The organism is Pseudomonas sp. TE21435 (assembly GCF_056279265.1).
Map to the genome: position 1 here is coordinate 3,025,137 of NZ_JBWBQZ010000001.1, position 18,236 is coordinate 3,043,372.

The 18,236-nt window shown below is 64.7% G+C and carries 14 protein-coding genes; 8 read left to right on the top strand and 6 right to left on the bottom strand.

Annotation, left to right across the window (positions count from 1 at the left end):
- Nucleotides 1–18: 18 nt before the first annotated feature.
- The 5 genes from ACZ9C1_RS13610 to edd form a co-directional block, all read right to left on the bottom strand.
- A complete protein-coding gene (locus ACZ9C1_RS13610) occupies nt 19–1,236 on the bottom strand; it encodes a D-mannose isomerase (RefSeq protein ID WP_476254067.1) in 1,218 nt (405 codons plus the stop codon).
- Nucleotides 1,237–1,357: 121 nt separating this feature from the next.
- Nucleotides 1,358–2,812 (bottom strand): ATP-binding protein, encoded by a 1,455-nt coding sequence (locus tag ACZ9C1_RS13615; RefSeq protein WP_102682950.1) that lies wholly within the window; start codon nt 2,810–2,812, stop codon nt 1,358–1,360.
- On the bottom strand, nt 2,796–3,491 hold the full coding sequence (locus ACZ9C1_RS13620; RefSeq protein ID WP_219730381.1) for a response regulator: 696 nt from the start codon (nt 3,489–3,491) through the stop codon (nt 2,796–2,798). Before ACZ9C1_RS13620 ends, ACZ9C1_RS13615 begins: the two co-directional genes overlap by 17 nt.
- Before the next feature lie 97 nt (nt 3,492–3,588).
- Nucleotides 3,589–4,545 (bottom strand): glucokinase, encoded by a 957-nt coding sequence (locus ACZ9C1_RS13625; protein WP_102682952.1) that lies wholly within the window; start codon nt 4,543–4,545, stop codon nt 3,589–3,591.
- Nucleotides 4,542–6,368, bottom strand: a complete 1,827-nt coding sequence (gene edd, locus ACZ9C1_RS13630) for a phosphogluconate dehydratase (RefSeq protein WP_476254068.1) — start codon at nt 6,366–6,368, stop codon at nt 4,542–4,544. Before edd ends, ACZ9C1_RS13625 begins: the two co-directional genes overlap by 4 nt.
- 266 nt (nt 6,369–6,634) lie before the next feature.
- On the opposite strand from edd, the gene gap reads away from it, so the two are divergent.
- From gap to ACZ9C1_RS13660, 6 genes are all read left to right on the top strand, one after another.
- Nucleotides 6,635–7,636, top strand: coding sequence for a type I glyceraldehyde-3-phosphate dehydrogenase (gene gap, locus ACZ9C1_RS13635; RefSeq protein ID WP_038706743.1), 1,002 nt, complete (start codon nt 6,635–6,637; stop codon nt 7,634–7,636).
- A 386-nt stretch (nt 7,637–8,022) separates the two neighbouring features.
- On the top strand, nt 8,023–8,535 hold the full coding sequence (locus ACZ9C1_RS13640) for an RNA polymerase sigma factor (protein WP_023632569.1): 513 nt from the start codon (nt 8,023–8,025) through the stop codon (nt 8,533–8,535).
- A gap of 93 nt (nt 8,536–8,628) precedes the next feature.
- Nucleotides 8,629–9,591: a FecR family protein gene (locus tag ACZ9C1_RS13645; protein ID WP_110699855.1), complete on the top strand. Its 963-nt coding sequence runs from the start codon at nt 8,629–8,631 to the stop codon at nt 9,589–9,591.
- Nucleotides 9,592–9,716: 125 nt separating this feature from the next.
- Complete coding sequence (locus tag ACZ9C1_RS13650; RefSeq protein ID WP_476254069.1) at nt 9,717–12,323, top strand: TonB-dependent receptor; 2,607 nt, start codon at nt 9,717–9,719, stop codon at nt 12,321–12,323.
- Between the two features lie 181 nt (nt 12,324–12,504).
- On the top strand, nt 12,505–13,110 hold the full coding sequence (locus ACZ9C1_RS13655) for a biliverdin-producing heme oxygenase (RefSeq protein WP_038706745.1): 606 nt from the start codon (nt 12,505–12,507) through the stop codon (nt 13,108–13,110).
- Nucleotides 13,111–13,159: 49 nt separating this feature from the next.
- Nucleotides 13,160–13,573: a YbaN family protein gene (locus ACZ9C1_RS13660; protein WP_476254070.1), complete on the top strand. Its 414-nt coding sequence runs from the start codon at nt 13,160–13,162 to the stop codon at nt 13,571–13,573.
- 24 nt (nt 13,574–13,597) lie between these two features.
- Here ACZ9C1_RS13660 and arcD (ACZ9C1_RS13665) read toward each other — a convergent pair whose 3' ends face one another.
- Nucleotides 13,598–15,025, bottom strand: a complete 1,428-nt coding sequence (arcD, locus tag ACZ9C1_RS13665) for an arginine-ornithine antiporter (protein ID WP_277501837.1) — start codon at nt 15,023–15,025, stop codon at nt 13,598–13,600.
- Nucleotides 15,026–15,456: 431 nt separating this feature from the next.
- On the opposite strand from arcD (ACZ9C1_RS13665), the gene arcD (ACZ9C1_RS13670) reads away from it, so the two are divergent.
- Both arcD (ACZ9C1_RS13670) and arcA read left to right on the top strand, forming a co-directional pair.
- Nucleotides 15,457–16,884: an arginine-ornithine antiporter gene (gene arcD / locus ACZ9C1_RS13670; protein ID WP_102682957.1), complete on the top strand. Its 1,428-nt coding sequence runs from the start codon at nt 15,457–15,459 to the stop codon at nt 16,882–16,884.
- A gap of 32 nt (nt 16,885–16,916) precedes the next feature.
- A complete protein-coding gene (gene arcA / locus ACZ9C1_RS13675) occupies nt 16,917–18,173 on the top strand; it encodes an arginine deiminase (RefSeq protein ID WP_139669056.1) in 1,257 nt (418 codons plus the stop codon).
- Nucleotides 18,174–18,236: the final 63 nt, after the last annotated feature.

An 18,236-nucleotide genomic window follows, 5' to 3' on the forward strand; every position in this document is an offset into this window, starting at 1 on the left:
GCGAATGTCATCGTCTGGTTACAAAGCCAGGGCCGTGGCAAGGCTCGGCGCCAGCGGCAGGCGTGGCAGCAGCAGGGCCTGGTAGGCGTGGTAGAGGTCGGGCTTGCCGCCCCAGATGCGCGCACTGGCCAGCAGTGCCGGGTCGAGTTCGTGGTGCCAGCTGCCATGGACGCGGTCGATGAAGTGGCTGGCGATGAAGTCCCAGAAGCAGCGGTACCAGTGTTCGTACTGGGCTTCACCGGTACGTTGCAACAGCGCCGCGGCAGTGGCACAGGCCTCGGCATGCACCCAGTGCAGGCGCTCGCGCACCACCGGGCGGTCGTGCCAGTCCAGGGTGTAGACCAGCCCCGGCGCGCCATCTGCCTGCCAGGCGTGGCGACAGGCGCTGTCGAACAGGCCCCGGGCGGCTGGCAGCAAGGACTCGGGCACAGGCAGTTGCGCCCTTTGCAGGGCCGCCTCCAGGTGCAGCACCAGGCGCGCCCATTCGAAGGCGTGGCCGGGCGTGGTCCCGTAAGGACGGAAGCCATCGGCGGGGTTGTCGCGGTTGTAGTCGGGGAGCGCCTGCCACTGCGCATCGAAATGTTCCGTGACGCGCATACCGTCGGCGGCGGCGTGGGTCAGGATCAAGCGCTCGACGATCCGTTGGGCGCGCAGCAACCACTGTGTGTCGCCGGTCACGTCAGCCACGGCGAGGAAGGCTTCGACGCCGTGCATGTTGCTGTTGGCGCCCCGGTAGGCCTCCGCCTGCCGCCAGTCGCGGGAGAACGACTCGCGCAGGGCGCCTTCCTCTTCGCACCAGAAGCGCTGCGCGATGACCTGGGTTACCGCCTCCAGCAACGCCGACGCCTGGCTGATGCCCGCCACCACCGCCGAGCTGGCGGCGAGAGCGACGAAGGCATGCAGGTAGGCGGCCTTGCCGGTGTCGCCATGACCTTCGGGCTGCGCGTACCAGCCGTCATGTTCCTGGTCGCGCAACGGGCCTTGCAGGGCGCCGACGCCATGCTCGACCAGCTCGCGGCAACCCGGAACGCCCTGGATATGCGCCAAGGCGAAACTGTGGGTCATGCGCGCGGTGTTCATGGTCTCGGCCAGGGCGCAACGGGGCAGGCGGCCTTCGTCATCGAGGTTGCCGAACCCCTGGGGCAGGCGCGAAGCCCTGGCGAAGGCGAGCAGGCGCAGGGCCTCGGCGTCGAGCCAGGCATGGTGTGTCGGGGAGTCGAGCCAGCTGATGGCCATGGGTGCACCTTCCTTGTTGTTGTCAGCCGATTCTAGTCAGCCATCCTGGCTGGCATGTCACGAAGCCCGGCTCGATTGTCACCGCATCGTTACATCGAAGCGCTTATCGCGGGGCAAGGGCTCATTCGGCTGTACGCGGCAGGTACAAGGTCACCCGCAACCCACCCTCGCGCAGGTTTAACAGGCTCACCTCGCCGCCATGGCTATGGGCGATGTTGCGCGCGATGCCCAGCCCCAGCCCATACCCCTGCTGCTGCCCGGCCAGGCGGAAGTGCGGCTCGAACACCTGTTCCAGGCGCTGTTCCGGCACCCCCGGGCCCTGGTCGTCCACCTGCAGCACGAAGCTCTCGGCGGTGTCGATGATGCGCAGCTGCGCCCGCTCGCCATACTTGATGGCATTGTCGATCAGGTTGCCGATGCAGCGGCGCAACGCCAGCGACTTGCCGGGGTACGGCGCCAGCGCCTGACCCTCGAGGGTGATGCGCCCATCGCCGAGATAAGGCTCGGCCAGCAGCTCCAGCACCTGATTGAGGTCGATCGGCTCGATATTCTCGTGGATATCGGTGTCCTTGACACATTGCAGCGCCCCCTTGACCAGCAGCTCCAGCTCATCGAGATCGCGGCTGAACTTGGCCTGCAGCTTCTCGTCCTCGAGCAGCTCCACTCGCAGGCGCAGGCGCGTGATCGGTGTGCGCAGGTCATGGGAAATGGCGCTGAACAGCTGGGAACGCTCGGTCAGGTAACGGCTTATCCGATCACGCATGTTGTTGAACGCCCGCCCCACCTCGACCACTTCGCTACCGCCGCCTTCGGCCACCGGGGCGACGTCCGCCCCCAGCGACATTTCCCGCGCCGCCCGTGCCAGGCGCTTGAGCGGCCGGCTCTGCCAGTGCACCAACAGACCGATGAACAGCAGCAACAGCACGGTGGTCAGGGCAATGAAGCCGATCTGCTGACGCGGCAAGCGTTCGGCCTCAAGGCTGGTGTAGGGCTCGGGCAGCAGCGAGGCGATGTACAGCCATTCGCCTTCGCCGAGGCGGATCTGGGTCACCAGCACCGGCGGATTGAGCGGCTCGAGGGTCAACGAATAGTGCGCCCACGAGCGGGGCAGCTCATCGAGTTTCAGGCCGCTGTTGAAGATGCGCAGATCGTCGGGGCTGACGAACTCCACGGAAATCTCCATCTGCTGGCCAAGACGCTCGTGCAGCACCTCCTGGAATACGTCGATCACCGCCTGCTTGCGCGGGGTGATCGGCAACACCGGCATTTCCAGAGGCTTGACGTTGAGCGAGACGAAGAAGCGCGTGCCGCCCATGCTGCGCAACTGATCCAATACCATGGGCCGGTAGGCCACCGGCAGCGAGCGGAAGTAGCTGACACTGGCACTCATCGAGTGCGCGAGGCTGCTGGCGCTGGCGCGCAAGCCCTGCAGCTGGCTGGCGCGCAATTGCGCGACCCAGATCACGCTGGACAGGCCCTGAGCCAGCAATACCACCAGCAAGGTAAGCAGCAGCATGCGCCCCAACAGCGAGCGCGGCAGCAGGCGCCAGCGACGCTCGTCAGGCCGGGCAGACATTGGCCGCCAGCAGGTAGCCGCTGCCACGCACGGTGCGGATCAGCCGGGGTGGTTTTTCCGTGTCGCGCAGGCGCTGGCGCAGGCGACTGACCGCCATGTCGACGATACGGTCCAGCGGCATCGGTTCGCGACCACGGGTGGCGTTGCCGATGGTGTCGCGGTCGAGGATCTGCTGCGGGTGATCGAGAAACAGTTTGAGCAGGGCGAAGTCGGCGCCGGAGAGGATCACTTCTTCGCCGTCGCGGTGGAACAGACGGTGGCTGATCGTGTCCAGGCGCCAGTCATCGAAGGCCAGCACCGCACTGGCCAGCGTCGCCTGGCCGAAATCGGCACGGCGCAACAAGGCCTTGATCCGTGCCTGCAGCTCTCGCGGGCTGAAGGGTTTGCCGAGGTAGTCGTCGGCGCCCAGCTCCAGGCCGATGACCCGATCGGCTTCATCGGAACTGGCGGTGAGCATGATGATCGGCACCCGCGCCTGGCGCGGGTGCTGGCGAACCCAGCGACACAGGCTGAAGCCGTCTTCGTCGGGCAGCATCACGTCGAGGATCACCAGGTCGTAGGGGTTGGCGTCCAGGGCGCGGCGAAAGCCCTGGCCGTCAGGTTCGGCGTGCACCTGCAGGCCGCAGCGGGCGAGGTAGGTCTGCAGCAGTTCGCGGATGTCCTGGTCGTCGTCGACCATCAGGATCGATTTGCCGGCAGTGGTCACAATGGTCAGTCCTCTTGTTATGCGCAGATCTTTGTGTCTGCTGTTTGGGGCCGCAAAGCGGCCCCAACGATCACCGATCCAGCGCTTGCTGCAGCGCCACCCCCGCCCCCAGCAACCCGGAAAACTCCGCCGTCACCAGCCATACCGGCACCCCGGCGAAGTAGCCGCTCATGCAGCCCTTGTCGGCGAAGCTCGCGGCAAAGCCGCTGCGCAGGAACAATTCGGCGAAACGGGGAATCACGCCACCGACAATGTAGACGCCACCCCGCGCCCCGAGGGTGAGCACATTGTTGCCCGCCACCCGGCCGAGGAACCGGCAGAACTGCTCGACCACCGCCAGCGCCCGTGGCTCGTTGGCCAGCGCCGCGTCGGTGATCTGCGCCGGGGTCTTGTGCGTCGGCGCAGCACCATCGAGCGCACAGATGGCCTGGTACAGGCGCACCAGCCCACCGCCACTGAGCACGGTCTCGGCACTGACATGGCCGATCTGCCGGTGGATTTCCTGGTGGATCGCCGCCTCACGGGCATTGCCCACCGGCAGGTCGACATGCCCGCCCTCCCCCGGCAGCGCCAGCCAGTGCTCACCGTGGCGCAGCAGGCTGCCCACGCCCAGGCCTGTGCCGGGGCCGATCACCAGCGCCGGGCGCGATGGATCGGCGAGGCCTGCGCAGACTTCACGAAATTCGCCTGCGCGCAGGCGAGTCATGCCCAGCGCCATCGCGGAAAAGTCGTTGATCAGCAGCAGGCGGTCGACCTGCAGCGTCTGGCAGAACGCGCTGCGGCTCAGGCGCCAGTGGTTGTTGGTAAAGCGGAATTCGTCGCCGTCCACCGGGCCTGCCACCGCCAGGCACACCGCCGCCAGGCCGCCACGGGCGATACGCTGGTCGGCCAGATAGGCCTCGATGGCCTGTTCAGGGCTGGTGTAGTCGGCGGTGGCCAGCACCTGCACCGCCTGCAGTTCATTGTCGCGCCACACGGCAAAACGCGCGTTGGTGCCACCGATGTCGCCGACCAGCAAGGCCTTCATTCGAGGTTCTCCAGGGCCGAGGTGAAGGCGCTCGCGCCTTGCTCGGCGGAACTGAACGCCACACGCATGAAGCCGAACAGCTCACGCCCGCACCCCAGGTCGTTGCCCTTGGGTGGCGCAGGCAGTTCACGGTCGGCCAGTTCCTCGGCCGAGACCATGATCCGCAGCGTGCCTTCGGCACCATCGACGCGCACGATATCACCATCGCGCAACCGCGCCAGCGGGCCACCATCAAAAGCCTCCGGGCAGACGTGGATAGCCGCCGGGATCTTGCCCGAGGCACCGGACATGCGCCCGTCGGTGACCAGCGCCACCTTGAAGCCGCGATCCTGCAGCACGCCGAGGAACGGCGTCAGCTTGTGCAACTCTGGCATGCCGTTGCAGCGCGGCCCCTGGAAGCGCACCACGGCGACGAAGTCCCGCTCCAGCTCGCCGGCCTTGAATGCATCGGCCAGCGACTGCTGGTCGTGGAACACCCGGGCAGGCGCCTCGACCACCCGGTGCTCGGGCGCCACGGCGGAAACCTTCATCACGCCACGGCCAAGGTTGCCTTCCATCACCCGCAAACCGCCCTCGGCGGAGAACGGCCGCGCCACCGGGCGCAGGATGCTTTCGTCGAGGCTGTGCTGCGGCCCCTCGCGCCAGACCAGGCGGCCATCCTCCAGGAACGGCTCCTGGGTGTAGCGGCGCAGGCCATGCCCGGCCACGGTGTTAACGTCCTCGTGCAGCAGGCCCGCGTCGAGCAGCTCGCGAATGAGGAAGGCCATGCCACCGGAGGCCTGGAAGTGGTTGATGTCGGCCTTGCCGTTGGGATAGACGTGGGACAGCGTCGGCACCACCTCGGACAGATCGGCCATGTCCTGCCAGGTCAGCTGGATGCCGGCGGCCTGAGCGATGGCCGGGATATGCAGGGTGTGGTTGGTCGAGCCGCCGGTGGCGTGCAGGGCGACAATCGAGTTGACCAGCGCCTTTTCGTCGACGATCTGGCCAATGGGCATGAAGCTGCCACTGGCCTTGGTCATGCGCGTGACCTGGCGCGCGGCCTCGGCGGTGAGGGCATCGCGCAGCGGCGTGTAGGGGTTGACGAACGAGGCGCCCGGCAGGTGCAGGCCCATGACCTCCATCACCAGCTGGTTGGTGTTGGCGGTGCCGTAGAAAGTGCAGGTGCCGGGGCCGTGGTAGCTCTTCATTTCCGATTCGAGCAGTTGCTCGCGGGTGGCCTTGCCCTCGGCGTAGCGCTGGCGCACATCGGCCTTTTCCTTGTTGGAGATGCCCGAGACCATCGGCCCGCCCGGCACGAAGATCGTCGGCAGGTGGCCGAAACGCAAGGCGCCCATCATCAGCCCGGGGACGATCTTGTCGCAGATGCCCAGCATCAGCGCGCCATCGAACATGTTGTGCGACAGGGCGATGGCGGTGGACATGGCGATCACTTCACGGCTGGCGATGGCCAGCTCCATGCCCGGCTCGCCCTGGGTGACGCCGTCGCACATGGCCGGCACACCGCCGGCGAACTGGCCGACCGAACCGACTTCGCGCAGCGCCTGTTTGATCTGTTCGGGGAAGTGCTGGTACGGCTGGTGCGCCGAGAGCATGTCGTTGTAGGCCGAGACAATGGCCACGTTGGCCGCGTCCATCAGCCGCAGGGTCTGCTTGTCGTCCCCACCGCAGCCGGCCACGCCATGGGCGAAGTTGGCGCACTGCAACTGGCCGCGCATGGGTCCGTCACTGGCCGCCCCACGGATCAGCTCAAGGTAGCGTTCACGGGTACGGCGGCTGCGGGCGATCAGCCGTTCGGTGACCTCAAGGATGCGCGGATGCATGTACTGGACTCCAGGCTAACTGTGGGGCGGCTTTACTGGGGCATTTTCCCTCCAAACGATTGCGACCTAGTCTCTAGGAAAAGGCGCATGGACCGCTCGACAGGGGGATAACCCAACCACTCGTTGTATGTTTAAACAAAATACTGCCAGCAAAAAGGCTTGTTTTCTATCTCTCGGTGAATAATCTTGTAATTCCAACAACAAAACCGTTTCAGTGAAGCTGTCCTTTGTGCCACAGGCTTCACCCGACTGCCAGAGGTAATACCATGACCCTACGCATCGCCATCAACGGATTCGGCCGCATCGGACGCAACGTCCTGCGCGCACTGTACACGCAGGGCTACCGCCAGGACCTGCAGGTCGTCGCCATCAACGACCTGGGCGACAGCGCGATGAATGCCCACCTGCTCAAATACGACAGCGTCCACGGCACCTTTGACGCCACTGTCGAGGCCGACCACGAAAGCCTCACCGTCAATGGCGACCGCATCGCCGTCAGCGCCATCCGCAACCCTGCCGAGCTGCCCTGGAAGACCTTGGCCATCGATGTGGTGTTCGAATGCACCGGGCTGTTCACCGAACGTGCCAAGGCCGCCGCGCACCTGAGCGCCGGGGCCGGCAAGGTGATTGTCAGCGCCCCGGCCAAGGGTGTCGACGCCACCGTGGTATATGGGGTCAACCACGATGTGCTGCGCGCCTCGCACCAGATCATCTCCAACGCCTCGTGCACCACCAACTGCCTGGCACCGATCGCCCAGGTGCTGCACCGCGAGTTCGGCATCGAGCAAGGCCTGATGACCACCATCCACGCCTACACCAACGACCAGGTGCTCACCGACGTCTACCATAGCGACCCGTACCGCGCCCGCTCGGCCACCCAGTCGATGATCCCGAGCAAGACTGGCGCCGCCGAGGCCGTCGGCCTGGTACTGCCGGAACTGGCCGGCAAGCTCACCGGCATGGCCGTACGAGTGCCGGTGATCAACGTGTCGCTGGTCGACCTCACCGTCAACCTGCAGCGCGAAACCAGCGCCGAGGAAGTCAACCAGCTGTTCCTCGAGGCCAGCCGTCATTCCCGGGTGCTGGGCTATAACGCCCTGCCGTTGGTGTCGTGCGACTTCAACCACAACCCACTGTCGTCGATCTTCGACGCCAACCACACCCGCGCCAACGGGCGGATGCTCAAGGTACTGGCCTGGTACGACAATGAGTGGGGTTTCTCCAACCGCATGCTGGATAACTGCCTGGCGTTGTTCAACGCACGCTGAGGGGCCTGGCTGTAGAGGTTTAGCGGCTGTGGGATCGAGCGCCGCCCGCGCGGCGCATCGCGAATAAATTCGCTCCTACATTTGTTGCAACGTGCCGAACCTGTCACGCCATGGGTGCCAGTCCTGGCGCATGTCTTGAACCCTGCAAACAAGGCTGACAACCATGGCCTTACAGGCATGGTTACGTTGCAACAAAATGTAGGAGCGAATTTATTCGCGATGCGCCGCGCGGGCGGCGCTCGACCTCATAAGCGCTGAAAACCTCACGGCATACACCCCCGAAATAACTCCCCACACAATCTTTACCTTTTCCTAACAATTCCCAGCTTGACCTGACAACAAGATGATAAGCATTATCATTAGCTTTTCATCGGCCAGGTTCCCCCGTGAGTCAGTCCCGGTTCAATTCAGTGTTCCTCACCCAGCGTCTCACTCTGCTGCGCACGCTGCAGCGCATGGTGGGCAACCCCAGCACCGCCGAGGACCTGCTGCAGGAAACCTACCTGCGGGTCACCCGCGCTCTGGGCGAGCGCCCGATCGAGCACCTGGAACCTTTCGTGTTCCAGACCGCCCGCAACCTTGCCCTGGACCACCTGCGCACGCGCCGGGTGCAGGCGCGCACGCTGGTGGACGACGTGCCCGAGCAAGTCCTGCATAACGTCGCGGCGCCTGCCGCGAGCAGCGAGGACGCCGCCCACGCCGAGCAACTGCTCAAGCACCTGAGCGTCAGCCTCGGCCAGTTGAGCGAACGCCAGCAACGCATCTTCATCCTCAGCCGCCTGCACGGCGCCAGCTACCTGGAAATCGCCGAGCAGTTGAGCGTCTCGGCCAGCACCGTGCAGAAGGAGCTGAAACTGATCATGGCCATCTGCATGGGCGTGGCCGATCGTCACCAGTGACGCGACCGCTCGCCGCGGGTCAGCGCAAAGCCCTTGCCATGGGCAAGGTCTGCACTGATCATGCGCAAAAAATGCCCGATGCAAGGATCCCCCGTGACCGACCACCCCACCCCTCGCCCGTCACCCGCCGAGCCTGATGCCCGCGCCCGTGCCCGCGAAGAGGCGCTGGACTGGTTGATCCGCCTGCAATGCGCCAGCGAAGACGACACCCGCGCGTTCGAGCACTGGCTGGGCGCCGAGCCGGAAAACGCCGAGGCCTATGTCGAGGCCGAAGCGCTGTGGAACGGCGCCTCGCTGCGCCAGGCCGCCGGCCAGTTGCAGCACAGGCGCAAGCGCTCGCTTGCCGGGCGCCTGCGCAGCCACTGGAAACCGCTGGCTACCGCCGCGGTGCTGCTGGTCGGGCTGTTCACTTTCGGCAACCTGCCGGTGCGCCTGCAGGCCGACCACCTGACCGTGGTCGGCGAGCGCCAGCGCCTGGAGCTGGACCACGGCGCCAAGGTGCTGCTCAACACCAATTCGGCCTTCGCCAGCGACGAACGCGATGGCCGCAAGGTCGCCCGCCTGTTACAGGGCGAGGCGTACTTCCAGGTGTCCAACGCCAGCCAGCCGCCGCTTGAAGTCCAGGCCGGCCCACTGCGCGCCAGCGTGCGCGACACCGATTTCGCCGTGCGCTACCTCGATGGCGAAGCCCAGGTGCGGGTGCAGCGCGGCGACGTCGACCTGCAGGCCGCGAGCGACCAACGCATCCGCCTGAGTGCCGGCGACAGCATCAGCGTCGGCCCCACGGGCTTCGGTCAGCGCCAGCGCCCCGACATGAGCAAGGACCTGGCCTGGATCGAAGGCCGCCTGGTGTTCGAGAACTGCCCGCTGAGCCAGGTGCTCGCTGAGGTCCGCCGCTACTACCCGGGATGGATCATCAACCGCAACGCGCACCTGGAGCAGGTCGCGGTCACCGGCAACTACCGCCTCGACCAGCCACTGGAAACGCTACGTGCCCTGGCCCATATCACCTCGGCGCAACTGCATGAGTACCCGGCCGTGGTAATCCTCAACTGACCTTGCAAGTTTTTTTACGCGATCACCCTGCCTCACCCGTCTCGTTGTAGCCAATACGATTGATTCTCGTTCGAAAACGAGAACAAACACTGTCTATGACTTACGCGCGACAGGGAGCGCTTTCGATGCCCACAGGTCAAACCCGCCCGTCCTCTTCTTCCCGCCGCCGCGGGCAATTGTCCCTGTTGACCTTGGCCCTGCTCGCCAGCGGCGCCTGCAGCCTGCCCGCGCTGGCCGTGGAACCGGCCCAGGCGAGCAGCCCGCGCATGGGCGACTACCGCTTCGCCATCGCCCAGCAACCGCTGGTCGAGGCCATCAATGCCTTCAGCCAGGTCACCGGCTGGCAGGTCGGCTTCAGCGCCGAGCTGGCCGACGGCGTGGCCTCGCCGGGCGTACAGGGCTCGCTGGCCCCGGAAGCGGCGCTGCAGCGCCTGCTGCGCGGCACCGGCCTGGGCTACCGCAAGATCGGCAACGGCAACGTGGTGCTGGAACGCCAGGCCGCCGGCAACGCCATCGCCCTGCAGCAGGTGACCGTCAGCGCCACCCGTAGCGCCCAGGACGTCAGCCAGGTGCCGAGCACCGTCAGCGTGCAGACCCGCGAGCAACTGGACCGGCAGAACGTCAACGACATCAAGCAGCTGGTACGTTACGAGCCTGGCGTCTCGGTGTCCGGCACCGGCCAGCGCAGTGGCCTGAACGGCTACAACATCCGCGGTATCGATGGCGACCGGGTACTGACCCAGGTGGACGGCGTGTCGATTCCCGACAGCTTCTTCTACGGTCCCTTTGCCCAGACCCAGCGCAACTACGTCGACCCCGAAGTCGTCAAACGCGTGGAGATCCTGCGAGGCCCGGCCTCGGTGCTGTATGGCAGCAACGCCATCGGCGGGGCGGTCAGCTACTTCACTCTCGACCCCGAGGACATCATCAAGCCGGGCAAGGATGTCGGTGCCCGCCTGAAGACCGGCTACAGCTCGGCCGATGAGAGCTGGCTGACCTCCGCCACGGTCGCTGGGCGCCAGGGTGATTTCGATGGCTTGCTGCACCTGAGCCAGCGCAACGGCCACGAAACCGAGTCCTACGGCGAGCACGGCGGTACCGGCATCGATCGCACCAAGGCCAACCCCGAAGACGTGCGCACCACCAACGTCCTGGCCAAGCTTGGCTGGAACTACGCCGACGACGCTCGCCTGGGCTTCACCTACGAGCGCTACAAGGACGACCGCGACCAGAACATCCTCAGCGCAGTGGGTGGGCCGTTCGATGGCAGCCGGCCTCTGGGCATGTACCGCAGCCGTACCGGCAATGACACGGTCACCCGGGAACGCTTCGGCCTCAATCACGAGTTCGGCCTGGATTCGTTGGTCGCCGACCACGTGAAGTGGAGCCTGAACTACCAGATCGCCAAGACCGACCAGGCCACCTCGGAAATCTATTTCCCGTTCAGCCGCACCGTCCAGCGCCAGCGCGACACCACCTACAAGGACCGCCAATGGGTACTCGACGCCCAGTTGGACAAAGCCTTCAGCATCGGTGCCACGGACCATCTGCTGACCTACGGCACAACGTTCAAGCACGAGAAGGTCACTGGCCTGCGCACCGGCAGCGGGACCTGCCTGGTGGTCGGCGGCAGTTGCCGGGCCGTGGGCCAGGACAGCCCGGCTGACTACCAGGCGCCCGTGAGCGACTTCCCCGATCCGACCATCGACACCTACAGCCTGTTCGTCCAGGACGAGATCCGCTGGAACAACTGGACCTTCCTGCCGGGCGCGCGCTACGACTACACCCGCATCGATCCGAAGATGACCGCCGAATACCTGCGCGGCGCGCAGGACACCAGCCCGACCCCGGAAACCAGCCGCAACGACGAGAACAAGAAGTGGCACCGGGTGTCGCCCAAGTTCGGTGTGACCTATGCCTTCAATGACAACTACACCTGGTACGGCCAGTATGCCGAAGGTTTCCGCACCCCTAGCGCCAAGGCCATCTGGGGCCGCTTCGAAAACCCGGCCGGTGGCTACGTGGTGGAGCCAAACCCAGGCCTGCAACCTGAAAAGAGCAAAAGCTACGAAACCGGCCTGCGTGGCAACTTCGATGCCGGCAGCTTCGATGTGGCGGTCTTCTACAACAAGTACCGAGATTTCATCAACGAAGAGGCGGTGAAGTCCTCCAACCTGGGTAGCGCCTTCCAGACCAGCAACATCAAGCACGCCACCATCAAGGGCGCCGAGGTCAAGGGCCGCCTGAACCTGGACCTCTTCGGCGCCCCGGAAGGCCTCTACAGCATCGGCTCCATCGCCTATGCCTATGGCCGCAATGACGACACCGGCCAGCCACTGAACAGTGTCAACCCACTGACCGGCGTCTTCGGGGTCGGCTACGAGCAAGCGGATTATGGCAGCCAGCTCAGCTGGACCGTGGTCAAGCGCAAGAACCGGGTGGACGACACCAAGTTCTTCGCCCCGGACGGCTCCAGCTCGGACTTCCGCACGCCAGGCTACGGCGTGCTCGACCTCACCGGGTTCTACCGGATCACCGACGACCTGACCATCAACGGCGGCGTCTACAACCTGGCCGACAAAAAGTACTGGCAGTGGGACGATGTGCGCAAGTACGCCATGGTGGGCAGCCCCAATGGCCAAAGCGAAGCGGCCGCCACCCAGCCGGCCAACCTCGATCGCCTGACGGCGCCGGGTCGCAACTTCGCCATCAACCTGGTGTGGGATATCTGACGAGGCGAGATCGCCATCGCCGGACAAGCCCGTTCCCCAGCTCGCCTGAGGGAGCAGGCTTGCCCGGCGCTGCGTCGAGTCCTGTGCGAATGATTTCACTTCGCAGGTGAGGTTTTTTTACTGTTCCGCGTCTTCTGTTTCGTCTTGTCACTAGACGCCCCATTTTCCAAGGATGCCCCCCATGACCGCCCCTTCCACCGAACGCGCCAACCTGCGCTCCCAGCGCCTGAACCAGGTCACCCACGCCCCGCACACCGAGCTGGACGCCCTGGTCAAGTCGCACAAGCCGTTCGACAGCCGCGAGAGCTTCGCCCGCTTCGTGGTCGCCCAGTACCTGTTCCAGTCCGAGCTGCAGGCGCTGTACACCGACCCGCAACTGATCGCCATCGTGCCGGATCTGGCCGAGCGCTGCCGCGCCGAGCAGGCCCGCCTGGACCTGGCCGACCTCGACACCGAAGTGCCCGCGCCCTTCGCCGGCGCCCTGGGCAAGCCAAGCCTGGGCGAAGCCCTGGGCTGGATCTTCGTCTCCGAAGGCTCCAAACTGGGCGCCGCGTTCCTGATCAAGCGCGCCGTGGCCCTGGAACTGTCCGAAACCTTCGGCGCCCGTCACCTGGGCGAACCGGCGGGTGGTCGCGCCGAAGGCTGGAAACAGTTCACCCGCATTCTCGACAGCCTGGACCTGTCGCCCGAGGAAGACGCCGCCGCCGAACGTGGCGCGGTCGCCGCCTTCGAACGCTTCACCGAGCTGCTCAAGCATGCCTATGCCGCCGACGCGGCGCTGGCCTGACACGCTTTACCCGGCCGCCCGCGGGCGGCCGCACCGTTGCAGTGAGACCATGACCCGAATCGCCCGCTCCAAAGTATCCCGCCTGCTCTACGCGATCCTGGCCTACGTCAGCCTGGGGATTGGCCTGGTGGCCATCGTCATTCCCGGGCTGCCCACCACCGAGTTCGTCCTCCTCGCCGCCTGGGCCGCCACCCGCAGCTCGCCGCGCCTGTCCGCCTGGCTGGAGAACCACCGGCTGTTCGGCCCGATCCTTCTCAACTGGCGCAACGGCAAGGTAATCCAGCGCCGCGCCAAGGTCAGCGCCACCCTCAGCATGCTGCTGTGCGCGAGCCTCATGCTGATCGTCCTCGAGCACCACTGGCCCGTGTTCCTCGCCATCGGCGGCATGGCGCTGGGCAACCTGTGGATCTGGTCGCGCCCGGAACGGCCTATTCCTCAAGGCAGCGTCGAACTGCAAAATTGATTCAATCGCGCCCGCCATGAGCCGTCAGAGGCTAAGCAACCCCGAATACAGCGCATACGCCGCCAGCCCGGCGCCCACCAGCACCGCCGCGAAAATCAGCTTCTCCCATGTGGTGAACAGCACCTGCCCCTGCTCACGCTTGGCCCGGGCGAACAGGACTACCCCCGGCGCGTAGAGCAACGCCGACAGCAGGATGTACTTGAGCCCACCGGCATACAGCAACCACACCGCATACAACAGCGCGATCACTGCGACCAGCATGTCCTTGCGCCGCAGCCCCGCCTGCCCCTGGTAGCTCTCGCCACGCACGGTCAGCAACACCGCATAGGCTGCCGACCAGAAGTAAGGCACCAGGATCATCGACGACGCCAGGTAGATCAGGCTGGTATAGGTCCCGGCCGAGAACAGGGTGATCAGCAGGAAGCCCTGGATCATCACATTGGTCAGCCACAGTGCGTTGGCCGGCACATGGTTGGCGTTTTCCCGCGCCAGGAACCGCGGCATGGTCTTGTCGCGGGCGGTGGCGAAGAGGATCTCGGCACACAGCAGCGCCCACGACAGCAACGCCCCGATCAGCGACACCGCCAGGCCGATGCTGATCAGCAAGGCGCCCCAGGGCCCGACGATATGCTCCAGCACCGAGGCCAAAGAGGGGTTCTGCAAGCCGGCCAGCTCCGGCTGGGTCATCACCCCCAACGACAACACGTTGACCAGTACCAGCAGCGCCAGCACACCGAGAAAGCCAATCACCGTGGCCTTGCCCACGTCCGAACGGCGCAGCGCTCGCCCCGAATAGACGCTCGCCCCCTCGATGCCGATGAACACGAACACTGTGACCAGCATCATGTTGCGTACCTGCTCCAGCACGCTGCCGAACTGCGGATTGCTCAGCCCCCAGATGTCGCGGGTGAAGATATCGGCGCGAAAGGCGAACGCGGCGATGACGATGAACATCAGCAACGGCACCACCTTGGCCACGGTGGTCACCTGGTTGATGAACGCCGCTTCCTTGATGCCGCGCAGCACCAGGAAGTGCACCGCCCACAGCAGCAACGAGGCGCAGCCGATGGCCACAGGCGTGTTGCCCTGGCCGAACACCGGGAAGTAGAAGCCAAGGGTACTGAACAGCAGCACGAAGTAGCCGACATTGCCCAGCCAGGCGCTGATCCAGTAGCCCCAGGCCGAGGAAAAACCCATGTAGTCGCCGAAACCAGCCTTGGCGTAGGCATACACCCCCGAGTCCAGCTCCGGCTTGCGGTTGGCCAGGGTCTGGAACACGAAGGCCAGCGCCAGCATGCCCACTGCGGTGATGCCCCAGCCGATCAGCACCGCCCCGACATCGGCGCGCGCCGCCATGTTCTGCGGCAACGAAAAGATCCCCCCGCCGATCATCGAACCGACCACCAGTGCGATCAGCGCGCCCAGGCGCAGCTTCTGTCCCGGTTCGTTCATGGGGCTCCTCGTGCGCGCGTGCGCGTAAACGTAAACGTAATTGGCAACATGAATATTACAAGTTTCTTATTGAATCGAGCCATTAAAGCTATAGCACTCATAACCGGACTGTCTATAGCCCGCGACCGATAAAAGTGGCAGTTGCGAACTATCTCAACCCTCACCTAAATGCGTCGCTATTTACTGTGAAAAATTTGCGAAACCCCCAAAAGAGACTAACTTCATGGTTCGCAGGCAAAACGGGGCGTTTGCTCCAGAAGGACATGGAGGTGCCAGCGTACAAGGCCTGCAACGAAGCTGTCGGCATCCTCCAGGAGGCGCATGAGGGAATTTTCTTACCTTCATGCTGGCATGAACTGATCTAAGTCAGCGAATGATCCAGGCGTCAGATTTATTCTGAGGTCAACTTTCTCCTGGTACGGAGTCGATAAATGTCTGATTCTCCCGGAAAACTAAAACTGGGTGCGCTTGTTGCACTAGTAGTGGGCTCGATGATCGGTGGCGGGATCTTCTCGTTACCGCAAAACATGGCCGCCAGCGCCGGTGTCGGCGCCGTGCTGATCGGCTGGGCCATCACCGCGGTGGGCATGCTCACCCTCGCCTTCGTGTTCCAGACCCTGGCCAACCGCAAACCCGACCTCGACGGCGGTGTGTACGCCTACGCCAAGGCCGGTTTCGGTGACTACATGGGCTTTTCCTCGGCCTGGGGCTACTGGATCAGCGCCTGGCTGGGCAACGTCGGCTACTTCGTGCTGCTGTTCAGCACCCTGGGCTATTTCTTCCCAATCTTCGGCGAGGGCAACACCCCGGCGGCAGTGATCGGCGCCTCGGTCCTGCTGTGGGCCGTGCACTTCCTGGTGCTGCGCGGCATCAAGGAAGCCGCGTTCATCAACCTGGTCACCACCGTGGCCAAGGTCGTGCCGCTGGCCCTGTTCGCCCTGATCTGCCTGTTCGCCTTCAAGCTCGATGTGTTCACCGCGGATATCTGGGCCGTGGGCACACCGGAGCTGGGCAGCGTGATGAACCAGGTGCGCAACATGATGCTGGTCACGGTGTGGGTGTTCATCGGCATCGAGGGCGCGAGCATCTTCTCGTCCCGTGCGGAAAAACGCTCCGACGTCGGCAAGGCCACGGTCATCGGCTTCGTCACCGTGCTGCTGTTCCTGGTGCTGGTCAACGTGCTGTCGCTGGGCGTGATGACCCAACCCGAGCTGGCCAAGCTGCAGAACCCGTCGATGGCCGCCGTGCTTGAACATGTGGTGGGCCACTGGGGCGCGGTGCTGATCAGCGTCGGCCTGATCATCTCGCTGCTCGGCGCCCTGCTGTCGTGGGTGCTGCTGTGCGCCGAGATCATGTTCGCCGCCGCCAAGGACCACACCATGCCGGAGTTCCTGCGCCGCGAGAACGCCAACCATGTGCCGGCCAACGCCCTGTGGCTGACCAACGCCATGGTGCAGATCTTCCTGGTCATCACCCTGTTCTCCAACAGCACCTACCTGTCGCTGATCTACCTCGCCACCTCGATGATCCTGGTGCCTTACCTGTGGTCGGCGGCCTATGCCTTCCTGCTCGCCTGGCGCAACGAAACCTACGAACAGGCCCTGGCCGAACGCAAGAAAGACCTGATCATCGGCGGCATCGCCCTGCTCTACGCGATCTGGCTGCTGTACGCCGGTGGCGTCAAGTACCTGCTGCTCTCGGCGCTGCTCTATGCCCCTGGCGCGATCCTGTTCGCCAAGGCCAAACGCGAGGTCGGCCAGCCAATCTTCACCAGCGTGGAAAAACTGATCTTCGCCGCCGTGGTCGCGGGCGCCCTGGTGGCTGCCTACGGCTTGTATGACGGCTTCCTGACGCTCTGAACCCATGTCTTCGCATTACAGGAGGATTCACCATGTCCACTGAGAAACAGAAATACGGCGTACATTCCGAAGCCGGCAAGCTGCGCAAAGTGATGGTCTGCAGCCCGGGCCTGGCGCACCAACGGCTGACCCCAAGCAATTGCGACGAGCTGCTGTTCGACGACGTCATCTGGGTCAACCAGGCCAAGCGCGACCATTTCGACTTCGTCACCAAGATGCGTGAACGCGGCATCGAGGTCCTGGAAATGCACAACCTGCTGACCGAGACCGTGCAGAACCCCGAAGCGCTGAAATGGATCCTCGACCGCAAGATCACCGACGACACTGTTGGCATCGGCCTGAAGAACGAAGTGCGCAGCTGGCTCGAAGGGCTTGAGCCACGCAAGCTGGCCGAGTATCTGATCGGCGGCGTGGCAGGCGAAGACCTGCCCGACAGCGAAGGCGCGAGCGTGATCAAGATGTACCGCGACTACCTGGGCCACTCCAGTTTCCTGCTCGATCCGCTGCCCAATACCCAGTTCACGCGTGACACCACTTGCTGGATCTATGGTGGCGTCACCCTCAACCCGATGTACTGGCCGGCGCGACGCCAGGAAACGCTGCTGACCAGCGCCATCTACAAGTTCCACCCAGAGTTCACCCATGCCGACTTCGAAGTCTGGTACGGCGACCCGGACAAGGACCATGGCAAGGCCACCCTTGAAGGTGGCGATGTGATGCCGATCGGCAACGGTGTCGTGCTGATCGGCATGGGTGAGCGCAGCTCGCGCCAGGCAATCGGCCAACTGGCACAATCGCTGTTCGCCAAGGGCGCGGTGGAGAAGGTGGTGGTCGCCGGGCTGCCGAAATCCCGCGCCGCCATGCACCTGGACACCGTGTTCAGCTTCTGCGACCGCGACCTGGTCACCGTCTTCCCCGAAGTGGTCAAGGAAATCGTGCCGTTCGTGATTCGTCCGGATAGCAGCAAGCCTTACGGCATGGACGTGCGCCGCGAGAACAAATCGTTCATCGAGGTGGTGGCCGAATCGCTCAACCTCAAGAAACTGCGCGTGGTCGAGACCGGCGGCAACAGCTTCGCCGCCGAGCGCGAACAGTGGGATGACGGTAACAACGTGGTGGCCGTGGAGCCCGGCGTGGTCATCGGCTATGACCGCAACACCTACACCAACACCCTGCTGCGCAAGGCCGGGGTCGAAGTCATCACCATCAGCGCCGGCGAACTGGGCCGGGGCCGCGGCGGCGGTCACTGCATGACCTGCCCGATCGTGCGCGACCCTATCGACTACTAAACGTCCATCACCCCGGCCGTGCTCACCCAGCGGCGGCCGGGGGATTACCGAACTCAAGGAGAA

Excerpts from the sequence above, each read along its gene's own strand:
- ACZ9C1_RS13660 (WP_476254070.1), top strand. The coding sequence starts at position 13,160 with ATGACCCGAATCGCCCGCTCCAAAGTATCCCGCCTGCTCTACGCGATC.
- ACZ9C1_RS13620 (WP_219730381.1), bottom strand. The coding sequence starts at position 3,491 with ATGGTCGACGACGACCAGGACATCCGCGAACTGCTGCAGACCTACCTC.
- ACZ9C1_RS13655 (WP_038706745.1), top strand. The coding sequence starts at position 12,505 with ATGACCGCCCCTTCCACCGAACGCGCCAACCTGCGCTCCCAGCGCCTG.
- ACZ9C1_RS13625 (WP_102682952.1), bottom strand. The coding sequence starts at position 4,545 with ATGAAGGCCTTGCTGGTCGGCGACATCGGTGGCACCAACGCGCGTTTT.
- ACZ9C1_RS13610 (WP_476254067.1), bottom strand. The coding sequence starts at position 1,236 with ATGGCCATCAGCTGGCTCGACTCCCCGACACACCATGCCTGGCTCGAC.
- arcD (WP_277501837.1), bottom strand. The coding sequence starts at position 15,025 with ATGAACGAACCGGGACAGAAGCTGCGCCTGGGCGCGCTGATCGCACTG.
- ACZ9C1_RS13615 (WP_102682950.1), bottom strand. The coding sequence starts at position 2,812 with ATGTCTGCCCGGCCTGACGAGCGTCGCTGGCGCCTGCTGCCGCGCTCG.
- edd (WP_476254068.1), bottom strand. The coding sequence starts at position 6,368 with ATGCATCCGCGCATCCTTGAGGTCACCGAACGGCTGATCGCCCGCAGC.
- arcA (WP_139669056.1), top strand. The coding sequence starts at position 16,917 with ATGTCCACTGAGAAACAGAAATACGGCGTACATTCCGAAGCCGGCAAG.
- gap (WP_038706743.1), top strand. The coding sequence starts at position 6,635 with ATGACCCTACGCATCGCCATCAACGGATTCGGCCGCATCGGACGCAAC.
- ACZ9C1_RS13650 (WP_476254069.1), top strand. The coding sequence starts at position 9,717 with ATGCCCACAGGTCAAACCCGCCCGTCCTCTTCTTCCCGCCGCCGCGGG.
- arcD (WP_102682957.1), top strand. The coding sequence starts at position 15,457 with ATGTCTGATTCTCCCGGAAAACTAAAACTGGGTGCGCTTGTTGCACTA.